Source organism: Nodularia sp. LEGE 04288, assembly GCF_963896525.1.
Taxonomy (GTDB): domain Bacteria; phylum Cyanobacteriota; class Cyanobacteriia; order Cyanobacteriales; family Nostocaceae; genus Nodularia.
This window is the reverse complement of the sequence record NZ_CAWQOY010000140.1, coordinates 1-11,419: the sequence shown is the minus strand read 5'-3', so window position 1 is coordinate 11,419 and position 11,419 is coordinate 1. Positions and strand designations below refer to the sequence as shown.

Genomic DNA, 11,419 nt, shown 5'->3' with positions numbered 1-11,419 from the left:
ACTGAGCGACTTGTACTGAGCGAAGTCAAAGTAAGTCTAAGTAACTCCCTACTCCCTACTCCCCAGCTATAAAAAGCTTTATTTTCTCTTAGTCCGCCCAGCAAGGTTAGCCCTACCTAGCGGACTGCAAAGCCTTTGGCGTAGAGTCCCGTAAGGAAGGAACTTAGTTTGTTGTCCCCCGATTTCTCATGGACAGGGTTCTAACTCTTTGACTGAATTTTTTTGACTAAATCATTAAAAGGTTGCCAATTATCTTCTTGGGCGATAGGTTCCCAGATCGATTCAATCAGCGGTCTTAATAATGCTGTTTGGGGATTATGTTTAGCAAGAGTTTGGGCAATTAGATTCATATGTTCAGAGTCAAAAGAATTAAGAATTTTATGATACAGTACAGACCAATTCTCCAAAATCTGTGCCGCTGATGATGTTGGTATAATATCGGTATTCTTCAGCACTAGGTCTGGCTGATCTCGCCATTGAGAAACAAAGGTACGCGCCAGTTCATAGAAAAACTGGTGATAACCGACTTGGCTATCTTGTAGAAATTGAATAGTTAAATTTAACAGTTCATTTGCTTCTGGCAAATCTAACTGCTCAAAACCCAACTTTTTCAACATTAACGCCCGGTATTCAGCTTGATAATACTCATTGAATTTGGTTAATGCTGACTCCATTTCGCCTTTGTCAATAATTGCTTTTAAAGGTTCTTGAAGCATTTCTAAATTCAACTGACAAATACTTGGTTGATGGCTATAACAATAGCGTCTATAGTAGTCGAAATAAGCAGCTGTAAAGTATGGGTCATAAGTGGGAATGAACGCATAAGGACCATAGTCAAAGCTTTCCCCTGTAATTGACATATTGTCAGTGTTCAGGACTGCATGACAAAAGCCAGCCGCCATCCACTGCGCTGCTAGTTCTGCGACTCGTTTGACTAATTCTGCATAAAATAAAACATACTGATTTTTTGACTCTATTAAGTGAGGGTAATAATACTGAATTACGTGGTCTAGGAGTTTCTGGCTTAAATCAGCTCGCTGCAAATAATGCAAGCGTTCAAAAGTGCCAAAACGGATATGGGAACTGTTCACCCTGACCATCACAGATGAGCGAGTCGGTGAAGGTTCATCACCCCGCCACAGGGATAAACCAGTTTCAATCATTGTCAAACACCGAGAGGTGCGTACCCCTAATTGATGCAATGCTTCTGCTGCTAGAACTTCTCGCACTCCGCCTTTAAGTGTAAGCATTCCATCACCACCACGAGAGTAGGGTGTTTTACCGGAACCTTTTGTACCAAAGTCGTACAATTCGCCATCTGTAGCGCGGACTTGTCCGTAGAGAAAGCCTCTACCATCACCCAAGTTAGGATTATATGAGCCAAATTGATAGCCGTGGTAACGCAATGCTAATAATGGTTTGCGTCCCTGAAATTTACCAAAGGCGTTGCTAAAATCTTCGTCTGTAACGGCTTGGGGGTCTAGTCCCAAAAGAGGTAGCAGTGCATTATTGCGCCAGCGTAAGATATGCTGGGGAAAATCCTCTGCACTTACCTCGTCGTAGTAATCATCACCCAAAGATGCCAATGCTGGTTCGTAGTTGAGGGTGAGAAAAGGATTATGAGAATTTTCGTTGTTGGGAGTTTCAGCCAGATTCATCACGCACAAAGCTAATTGATTCTACCTTTTATCCTACCGTTGGCAGCAGGCAGTGTGAACTGAATTACTGAATATTACTGTGATCTGGCAATTTGATTTAATTTGCACACACAAACATTGCCTCAGATCCCGGACTTGTTGAATTCGTCGGGGATATTTTTGGGTCGTAACTTTTTGAGGATGGCTATATCCGGTGATTAATTGTATTTTGGCATATTTATTAATAAGAAAACTGGTGCTATTGAAATATGTTTAAGCAGATTTGGCAAGAACAAAACGAGGAGGTTTTTGTTTATATGTCGGCAGGAAAGGATATTTTTGCTTTGCCTTTAGCTAGCTGGTTTGATGGCATTGTTATGCTGGTAATTGCTACAGATATTCGTTCACAGGATAAAGTGAGAGCGACGATGCTCCTTTGACCTTTGGCGATGCCCACAGCCAACATGAGCGCAAAAAAAGTAGTATAAATCAAATATACCCTTGCAATCTACAAAAGAATCTCTGCCAATGCATCCTAAAAAAGTTACCGTACCTACTCGCGTTATCGGTTTAATTAGCGGCACTTCCGTAGATGGTATAGATGCTGCCTTGGTAGAGATTTGTGGTAGTGATTTGGATTTGAAGATTTCTTTGCTAGCCGGGGCTACATATCCCTATACCCCCGAATTAAGAGAAAAAATTCTAGCCGTTGGCGCAGGTGTTGCCATCTCAATGGCAGAATTAGCAGAAATAGATGATGCGATCGCCAAAGCCTTTGCCCAAGCGGCTCAAAATATCCAAATCGGTCACCAGCCAGCAATTTTGATTGGTTCTCACGGTCAAACTGTTTACCATCGACCGCCCCAGGGGGGAAGTCAAAAGTCAATCAACTTGAATTCTCACAACCCTCTAGGTTACAGCTTACAATTAGGTCGCGGTGGGTTGATTGCCCATCTGACAGGAATTATTACTGTGAGTAATTTTCGCTTGGCAGATATAAATATTGGTGGTCATGGTGCGCCCCTGGTGCCGAGAGTCGATGCTTTTTTGCTTAGTGATTCAGTACAAGGACGTTGCATTCAAAATATTGGTGGGATTGGCAATGTAGCTTACATTCCGCCTCGTGGTGGTGACTGGCTCTCAAAAATTCGCGGTTGGGATACTGGCCCCGGAAACAGTTTATTGGATTTGGCAGTGGATCATTTAACTGATGGTGCTAAGTCCTATGATCAAAACGGCAATTGGGCAGCCAGTGGTGTTCCTTGTGATTCATTAGTAGAACAATGGCTCCAGCAAGATTACTTTCATCTACCCCCGCCTAAATCTACAGGTCGTGAGTTATTCGGTGTGGCTTACCTGCATCAGTGTTTAAAAGATGCCGCACCTTACCAACTCAATCCAGCTGACCTACTGGCGACACTCACAGAATTTACCGTGGCGACAATTGCTCACAGTTATCAGACTTTTTTACCCCAAATGCCGCAGCAGGTGTTATTGTGCGGTGGCGGTAGTCGGAATCTGTATTTAAAACACAGGTTACAGTTATTGTTGCCATCAGTGCCAGTTTTGACTACAGATGAAGTCGGCTTGAATGCGGATTTTAAAGAAGCGATCGCCTTTGCGGTTTTAGCCTACTGGCGACAGCTGGGGCTGACTGGTAACTTACCTGCGGCCACTGGCGCACCTTGTGAAATACTTTTGGGAGAAATTCATTCCCCAGTAGGGATCAGTTGCGTTCAGAAATAACATCAACCACAGGGAACAAATGAAGCCTAGTCAACTCAATATGATCAGGATTCAATCCCTGTTTTGCCTGATGAAAGCTGAATTTTGAATTGTTTATCACCCCCCTGATTTGGAGCGCTAGAGCGCAAACCAGTATGACAATAGTATTTCTATTTACGTCGTGCTGTACTAGGGGTATTGGATCAAGACAAGGAACATACAAGGTGACTCACACTTTTTTATTGGAACCAGGGCGCTGGACAATGGAAGGCAATTGGCTGGAGCGTGATGGTATGCCAATCAGCGTGAAAGGTAAGACCTTGGTGGCTAGAAGTCGAGATAACTGGTTCACGATGGCAACAAAGCTGACATTTCCGGGTAGCGATCGCGCGGAAATCTCTCTGCAATATAAGGGGCGCTTGGACAAGGAAGAACGCCAATATAGTTTTTTACTCCAACATAATCTTTTAGGAAAGATTGAAGGTGAGGGTTGGATCGGTGTAGAGACTATTGTGCAGCGTTACTGGGTACTAGGCGATCGCCAACGTCGGAGTGGCTTTGAAACCATGCACCGCATCTCAGAAGAGACATATTATCTCAGCAGTGGAGTCATGGCAGGTCATGTCTTAACCAATACAATGGAAGGAAGCTTAGAGCGTCAGCCAAAATAGACCAAGGAACTTCATTCCCTATGTTTTGAGAAAGAAGATATCTAGTTAGCCAAAATTGGGCATCCTAAAACTAGATCAATCTCAAATTGCCGCAGATAATCAAATATCAAGATAAATTTACCACCTATTGTATGGGTGTTAATCACGTTTATTGAACCTTGGAGTCGAATTTTCTATGTCAGACCCCAACATTGGTCGCTTTCTCGGCAAACGTTACCAGCTTCAAGAGTTAATTGGGACTGGAGCTATGGGTCGGGTTTATCGTGCTAAGGATATTTTGTTGGGAGGCGTACCTGTAGCTGTAAAGTTTCTGGCCTTGTCCCTACAAAATAAAAAGATGCAGTTGCAAGAACGCTTTGAACGTGAAGCGAAAACCTGTGCCTTACTAGGGCAAAAAAGCATCCACATTGTCCGAGTCATGGACTACGGTGTAGACGAAAATGAAACGCCGTACTACGTGATGGAATACTTGCAAGGACAAAGCCTCACCCGGATTATCCGCCAACAAAATCAAAATCTATCTTTCCCCAGATTTTTGAGTATGGCGCGTCAAATCTGTTTGGGGTTGAAGTGCGCTCATGATGGTATCCCAGTTGATGGCGCAGTCTACCCAATTATTCATCGTGATATCAAGCCCAGCAATATGCTGGTGATTCAAGACCCTAGTTTTGGGGAATTAGTCAAGGTTCTGGATTTTGGGATTGCTAAGTTACTACAAGCAGATATCGACCAGACAAAATACTATTTAGGCACAATGGCTTATTCCTCTCCTGAACAAATGAAGGGTAAGGAATTAGACAATCGCGCTGATATTTATAGTTTGGGCGTGATGATGTTCGAGATGCTTACAGGCAAAATGCCCCTAGTCGCACCAACTCACTCTTTTAAGGCATGGTATAAAACACATCACTTGGAAGAACCACGCACCTTTGCTACAGTTGCTCCCACCTTGCAAATTCCCCAGTCAGCCCAAGATTTAGTCATGAGTTGTCTGGCTAAAGCCGCAAGCGATCGCCCCCAAAGCATTGGTGAGATCCTCGAAGTTCTAGAATCTTTAGAACAGGATGATCTCCAGCAAACAAGTTCACCTGATGATCATGCAGCGACTCAAGCCCTGGCTATTAGGGATGAGTTGGAGCCAAAAAAAATCGCCAACTTGCCAGTATCCTTACCAAAGGAGAAACTTGATCAAGTTCACAATGCAACATGGCCGACCAATAAACCAATTGCCGATATTGTTTTCCCGAAATCCATCCAGTCCAATGGGGAGATGGTACCAGCCCTATGGGTGATGCTACCGCAACCAGAAATTAACAAACGCTTAAGCTGTAATCTGTATAATCAATTTCTGTTTATTACTACTCCCCACCCAATGTTGCTCTGGATTACTGTGATCTACAACCGCCAACATGGGGCTAAATTTTTACCTTATTACTTGGATATGAAAACTAGTCTGGGTCAAGAAATCGCAGGCTTACTGGCACAGAAAGGTTCCTATCGTCTGTTGTTATTTGCACGAGAAGTACCAGATCGCTGTTCTCATGTCTTAATATCCAGTATTGACCCAGCCCAACCCCAGCGACTGCAACAATGGATAGCAATGAGTAAAAGCTTTGCCTCCTCTGCTAATCCTCATCTGAGTAAAAATTTACTTAAAAGCGAGTACGAAAAAATTAAGCCCACAATTCTGACAAAGTTGGAAACATCTACCACCGATATGTCCTTGAACATTTCTAGATAATTTGTCAGTGATCTCTGAAGCACCCCACATATCATAAATTGTCCTTTTTGCAGAATGTAAAGCTTTGTGAAGAAAAATCTCTATTCAGTTGTAAGCTCTATTTATAAAAAATATAATGGCTATCAGTGACAGTTACAAAACTGTATTTACAGCAGTACAAAGCTCATTGAACCCATGACATAGACTCTACTTGAGTCAGCCTACACAGCAGCAAATTTTCAGAGCCTCATCCCCTGCAAGCAGATCAGAAATCAGCAAATTTTCCACCAATAAGCTTCTGGATATATTAAAACTAGCCAGGCTGTAAATCCATGCAATGGTCAAATAACCCAAATTTCAATTAAATTTGGTCAAGCCTGATGTTTAATTTCACCCCAAAGCCACAGTAAATTGGTAAAAAAATCGAGCTGAGTCAGGTTTTTGCTGAGAAATTATCACTATCAATATTCAGTTGTTTATTTGAGTTGACGCCCCAGCATCCCCAGCTCTTTTCCTTCGTGGAACTAAGCAAGAGAAGGAGGTCGCCCACTGCGACACACATACTAGTCTATGCCATAGTGGAACCTGAATCTAAGCCCCACTGATGCTTGAGCAACTCTTGATAGGTTGCTTCCCGCACCATCATCTGTTCATAAAGCTTGACCAAAAAGTCTTTAGCTTGGTCGTTGCTCATGTGCTGTACTTGACTAGCAAAGGATCGGATGCTAAATTGCTGTTCCAAAGATAGTTCGATGGGTTGGCTCATAATAAACTCCGAGAAAAACAACGCGTAAAATTGATGTCGATGTTGATTACAGAAGTTACAAATGTATAATAAGTGATTCAGTACATTTTATCTATTTGTACCTCTGTATTAAGAAAGATAACAATTGTTTGACGAATTGCCCACATCCTTATGGGTAGGATTCCCCTTTTGATCTCTTGCACCTCAGCCAACTGATGTATAACCTAGGGTTACCAAAGCTTATCTTGGGCAGAAATAAGTTTTTGTATACCATCTGTTAGTTAGTTGGAATACTCTGATTTACTTCCCACTCATTTCAACGTCTCCTGTCAAGGGGTGCTGATTGAGGGATAGGAAAAGGTGTTAAGGGTGAATTATATTCGCCTTATATGATGAGGTGCAAAAAGTCAAGTTACCAGATTGTGTAATATCCGCCTCCAATAGGTAATTTTTGAGGTTAAAAGTATTTGTATCAAGTTGTATATAGGAAAAATGCTCAGGTTGAACAAATTGCTGAGTATATCTACTAAAAAACTAATTTATGGGCAATTTTGGATTTGAAATTTTTAGTTTTTGGTCGAAACCAATCTAAAATAAGTCAACCCTATGGGCTTTTGGGTAGGGAAAATCCAAAATTGCAATTTTCATCGATCCTTGAGCTTTCTATTCAACTGAGACCATGACGATGGTGATGTTATCGTGTCCACCCTGATCTTTGGCTGCTTCAATGAGAGCTAGGGAAGCTGTTTCCAAGATGGCAGAGTTGCGGAGGTGATCAGCAATATTTTGTTTGTTCAATTCTTCGGTCAAACCATCACTGCATAACAGCAGGCGATCGCCTAATTTCACATCTAGGGGTTGCACATCAACTTGATGTAAGTCTTCCCTTCCCAAACACCGGGATAAGATATGGCGGTAGGGGTGATTTCGGGCTTCATCTTCAGTAATGTCACCTAGTTTGATGGCTCTGGCTACCCATGTATGGTCTTCTGTCACCTGTTCTAATTGCGACTCCCGAAACCGATATAACCTGGAATCACCAACGTGAGCGCACCAAGGCGAATCTGTGGAGCGAAAAATCACGGCGACGACTGTAGTCCCCATGTCAGCGCGTTCGGGATGCTGTTTCTGATCCGCTATAATGGCTTTATTTGCTTGCCATAGGGCATTTTCTAGCAATTTGGGAGTCGGTTCAGCAGTATCCCAGTGGGACACCAAGAAGGCTTGAATTTCTTGCGTGGCGATGCGACTGGCTTGTTCACCTCCAGCATGACCACCCATACCATCAGCAACAATAAAAAATCGCCCATCAGGATCGATATAGAAAGCATCCTGGTTGCTAGAACGAATGAGTCCCGGATCGCTAGAACCGGTGAAGTTAAGTTTCATAATTTTTGAGAACAATTAATACGTCCGGTCATAACGGTCGAGGCGTAACAGCAAGCGAATCAGGATAACTGAAATTGCTGCTGCAATTAAACCAGCTAGCACGGCCAGCCATACATAACGACTAACCAATAAAATTGTAGCTGAAAGAGTAAATCCACTGATGATTAGAGCGTAGGTTGTGCCTAGTTGGATATTGCTCTGTCTGCGTAGCAAACGCTCAGTTTCTATAGAGCGGACACGCACGCGCATATCTCCGCGTTCTAATTTCTCTAGTGTATCCTCTAATCTCCGGGGTAGCCCGAATGCAGTGGTACTGACTTGCACTGCTTGGCGACTTAATTCATTGATAAAGCTATTATTATCAGAACCATTCATATTTGTTATTAGTTGCATTGCATATGGTTGGGCAACTTCCATAAAGTTAAATTCTGGATCTAAACCTTTGCCTACCCCCTCAAGAGTAGAAAAGGCTCGCATCACAAAAGTGAAGGTTGCAGGAAATCTAAATGGCTGATTATAAGCTAATTCATACAAATCGTCACTGATTGCGGACACAGATTGATTTTCAAAGGGCTGATCCATGAAATGGTCCAGCATATACTGGACAGAACGCCGCACAGGCCCCATATCATCCGTAGGTGCGATCGCCCCTAAATCGATCAAAGATTGGACAACGCGATCGCCATCTTTTTGAGCAATCCCAAACAGCGTTTCCATCAGCCCTTCACGCACATCAGATTTAATCTGCCCCATCATGCCGAAGTCATAGAAGATTAAATCACCATTGGGGCTAACAGCAATATTGCCTGGATGAGGATCAGCATGGAAAAAGCCATTATTTAGCAGCTGCAACAAGTAAGCTTGAGCGCCTTGACGTGCTAGCACCTTGCGATCTAAACCAGCTGCTTCTAAAGCTTCGTATTGGCTAATTTTAATTCCGGGGATATATTCTAAAGTCAATATTTTAGATGAAGCGTAACGCCAATAAACTCTGGGGACTTTTACCCATTCATAGCCGCGAAAATTCCGGCGAAAAGTATCAGCATTGCGACCTTCGTTGAGATAATCAATTTCTTCCCAAAGAATGCGACAACACTCTTCGTAAATCCCTAACCAATCTCGCCCCCGTCCCCATTTCGGATGGTTTTGAAAGTAGCGGGTGATGCCCTTGAGAATCTGTAAATCAATTTCAAATAGCTTTTTTAGTCCAGGGCGCTGTACTTTCACCACAACTGATTCCCCGGTGTGCAGTAGAGCTTTGTGTACTTGCCCTAAACTAGCAGCAGCCAGGGGAATAGGTTCAAAATTATGGAATAATTCCGGAATTTTCTTGCCTAGTTCCTCCTCAATACTTGCTTCTACTTGCTCATAGCTAAAGGCAGGCACTTTGTCCTGTAACTTGGCCAACTCTTCCACATATTCGCCGGGGAATATATCAGCACGGGTAGAAAACAATTGCCCGACTTTAATAAAAGTTGGCCCTAAGTCCAACAGGGTATTACGAATCCAGACGGCTTGAGCTTTGCGTCTAGCAACTTGCTTGGCCTCCGTCACACCGCCAGCATAACTCCAAGATTTGTTGTAACGCCAAAGCTTGAACATTAAGGTCAAAACAAAAGACCAAATGTCCACAAAGCGCCGTCTGCTAGAGTAGTTTTCCCGATTCCAACGGTATGCCTGATCTGAATAACCTGTTTCCATATTTTTTGTTTACCGTTGGTTGTTAACCAAATCACTTGGATGAAAAGACACTCTGATTTCTGAACAATTTACCAGCAAGCGTCATGTAACCATGACTAATGACTCAATCTATAGAGAATTGCTGCGATAACGTTGCAATTCATTTCTTAAGAGGGCAATTTCGGCTCTGAGTTCATCGATTGTTGCTTGCAAGTCCACAGGCTCAGAACTAGAGTACCCACCGGGGGTAGTTTGACCAGCATTAGCAGCCTCTGCTGCCCGATTTGCCCGTTCTAGGACTTCTTCTGTGAACTGGCGCATTTGCTCTCTGGCTTCGGCATCAAATTTGCCCAAATCGCTCAAAGCGTCGGTTACAGCTACCTCTAGGCGCTCATTCATTACTTCTGCTACAGCTCTGCCTACGAAAAAGGCTTGTACAAGGGGGTTACTCATAAATTTTTGTTACGTTGCTCCGCAAGAGAATTATAACTTGCCTGCTTGCTTTGCGGCTTCTGCTGGGGAGCGATAAATTTGAAGTTCCAGACATTTATCATAATTTGGGGTGATTGCGGCACAGCAGCGGATGTACTTTGCCAAAATATGGCATTTTTATACATTGTGGCAGATTAAGAGTTCTTGGTAATATGGCTCTGGTGTGCTGGGTAAATAGGTGGTCATTTGCAAAGTTTGGTCTTGCAATTTGAAACCTTGGGTAATGTTGATGTGGCCATTAGCGAGCAAGATGCCCGACCCACAAGAATTTTTGGGCTATTTTTGAGATCCTAAGTGTTTGGGAATTAGTGAGATTTTACGTAAAGACGCAAAAGCGCAAAAATACTTTAAATATTTATATCTTTATGGTAGATAATTCAAATTATTATAAGTATAATTTATAAGCATAAAGTATTTAAGTAATATTACTTAAATACTACTTTCAGCTAAATTTTTTCATGATATATTTTCAGAGGAAGCTTGTATGACAAAGGTAAGTCTAGATGCACTGATTCCGAGAGAAGCTTTTGAAGTACAAGATCAGCAAGGCCAACATACAGGCAGAAATATTACAACTTTGTCTATTAGAGACTTAGAAGGATCTTCGTTTTTCTTTTCAGCAGTGCGTAAGCCTGATTTTCAAAGAGAAACTAATGAATGGGACGCTCAAAAAATATGTGACTTAATAAAAAGTTTTCTTGATGGTGATTTAATTCCAGCAGTTATTTTATGGAGAAGTGCTAGTAGTTACACTTTCGTAATTGATGGTTCGCATAGACTTAGTGCTTTAGCAGCCTGGATAAATGATGATTATGGTGATGGCACTATTTCCCAAGAATTTTATGATTATAACATTCCAGAAGAACAGATTGAAGCATCAAAAGAAACTAAAAAAATTATTGATAAAAAAATAGGTTCTTTTAAAGAATATCAATGGTCTATAAAGCATCCTGATAAAGTCAAGCCAGAAATTGCTGCCCGTGCTAAAAGCTTAGGTACTTTGGCTATTCAAGTTCAATGGGTTGAAGGTGACTCATCTAAAGCAGAAGAATCATTTTTTAAAATTAATCAACAAGCAGCACCCATAAATGATACAGAATTGCGTTTATTAAAAGCCAGAAAAACACCAAGTGGTGTTGCTGCTCGTGCAATTATTAGGAGTGGAAAGGGACACAAGTATTGGTCAGGATTTTCAGAAGATAATCAAGATAAAATACAAGAAATTTCCCAAGAAATTAATAATATTCTTTTTAAACCTAATTTCAAAAATCCTATTAAAACTTTGGATTTGCCAATTGGAGGCAAAAATTATTCTTCACAAAGTTTAACATTAATATTAGAGTTTATAAATATAGTAAAT

General features: G+C 41.9%; 10 protein-coding genes. 5 read left to right on the top strand and 5 right to left on the bottom strand.

Annotation, left to right across the window (positions count from 1 at the left end; translation table 11 throughout):
- Window positions 1–200: 200 nt before the first annotated feature.
- Entirely contained in the window at window positions 201–1,658 is a 1,458-nt protein-coding gene (locus AACX33_RS20005) for a protein adenylyltransferase SelO (protein ID WP_194002381.1), read from the bottom strand.
- A 296-nt stretch (window positions 1,659–1,954) separates the two neighbouring features.
- Here AACX33_RS20005 and AACX33_RS20000 point away from each other — a divergent pair, with 296 nt between their 5' ends.
- From AACX33_RS20000 to AACX33_RS19985, 4 genes are all read left to right on the top strand, one after another.
- Complete coding sequence (locus AACX33_RS20000; protein WP_265579946.1) at window positions 1,955–2,077, top strand: hypothetical protein; 123 nt, start codon at window positions 1,955–1,957, stop codon at window positions 2,075–2,077.
- A gap of 88 nt (window positions 2,078–2,165) precedes the next feature.
- Window positions 2,166–3,383: an anhydro-N-acetylmuramic acid kinase gene (locus tag AACX33_RS19995; RefSeq protein WP_194002383.1), complete on the top strand. Its 1,218-nt coding sequence runs from the start codon at window positions 2,166–2,168 to the stop codon at window positions 3,381–3,383.
- Between the two features lie 203 nt (window positions 3,384–3,586).
- Entirely contained in the window at window positions 3,587–4,033 is a 447-nt protein-coding gene (locus AACX33_RS19990) for a hypothetical protein (protein ID WP_194002385.1), read from the top strand.
- Window positions 4,034–4,208: 175 nt separating this feature from the next.
- Window positions 4,209–5,774 (top strand): serine/threonine protein kinase, encoded by a 1,566-nt coding sequence (locus AACX33_RS19985; protein WP_194002387.1) that lies wholly within the window; start codon window positions 4,209–4,211, stop codon window positions 5,772–5,774.
- A gap of 547 nt (window positions 5,775–6,321) precedes the next feature.
- Here the strand turns inward: AACX33_RS19985 and AACX33_RS19980 are convergent.
- From AACX33_RS19980 to AACX33_RS19965, 4 genes are all read right to left on the bottom strand, one after another.
- A complete protein-coding gene (locus AACX33_RS19980; RefSeq protein WP_089090660.1) occupies window positions 6,322–6,519 on the bottom strand; it encodes an NblA/ycf18 family protein in 198 nt (65 codons plus the stop codon).
- 642 nt (window positions 6,520–7,161) lie between these two features.
- On the bottom strand, window positions 7,162–7,887 hold the full coding sequence (locus AACX33_RS19975) for a Stp1/IreP family PP2C-type Ser/Thr phosphatase (RefSeq protein ID WP_194002389.1): 726 nt from the start codon (window positions 7,885–7,887) through the stop codon (window positions 7,162–7,164).
- A gap of 15 nt (window positions 7,888–7,902) precedes the next feature.
- Entirely contained in the window at window positions 7,903–9,588 is a 1,686-nt protein-coding gene (locus AACX33_RS19970) for an ABC1 kinase family protein (RefSeq protein WP_194002391.1), read from the bottom strand.
- A 108-nt stretch (window positions 9,589–9,696) separates the two neighbouring features.
- Window positions 9,697–10,020, bottom strand: coding sequence for a DUF6825 family protein (locus AACX33_RS19965; RefSeq protein ID WP_194002393.1), 324 nt, complete (start codon window positions 10,018–10,020; stop codon window positions 9,697–9,699).
- A gap of 523 nt (window positions 10,021–10,543) precedes the next feature.
- Here AACX33_RS19965 and AACX33_RS19960 point away from each other — a divergent pair.
- The coding region (locus AACX33_RS19960; RefSeq protein WP_227789193.1) for a DUF262 domain-containing protein at window positions 10,544–11,419 on the top strand (876 nt) is incomplete at its 3' end.

Coding starts and splice junctions, on each gene's coding strand:
- AACX33_RS20005 (WP_194002381.1), bottom strand. CDS start 1,658: ATGAATCTGGCTGAAACTCCCAACAACGAAAATTCTCATAATCCTTTT.
- AACX33_RS20000 (WP_265579946.1), top strand. CDS start 1,955: ATGTCGGCAGGAAAGGATATTTTTGCTTTGCCTTTAGCTAGCTGGTTT.
- AACX33_RS19995 (WP_194002383.1), top strand. CDS start 2,166: ATGCATCCTAAAAAAGTTACCGTACCTACTCGCGTTATCGGTTTAATT.
- AACX33_RS19985 (WP_194002387.1), top strand. CDS start 4,209: ATGTCAGACCCCAACATTGGTCGCTTTCTCGGCAAACGTTACCAGCTT.
- AACX33_RS19980 (WP_089090660.1), bottom strand. CDS start 6,519: ATGAGCCAACCCATCGAACTATCTTTGGAACAGCAATTTAGCATCCGA.
- AACX33_RS19975 (WP_194002389.1), bottom strand. CDS start 7,887: ATGAAACTTAACTTCACCGGTTCTAGCGATCCGGGACTCATTCGTTCT.
- AACX33_RS19970 (WP_194002391.1), bottom strand. CDS start 9,588: ATGGAAACAGGTTATTCAGATCAGGCATACCGTTGGAATCGGGAAAAC.
- AACX33_RS19965 (WP_194002393.1), bottom strand. CDS start 10,020: ATGAGTAACCCCCTTGTACAAGCCTTTTTCGTAGGCAGAGCTGTAGCA.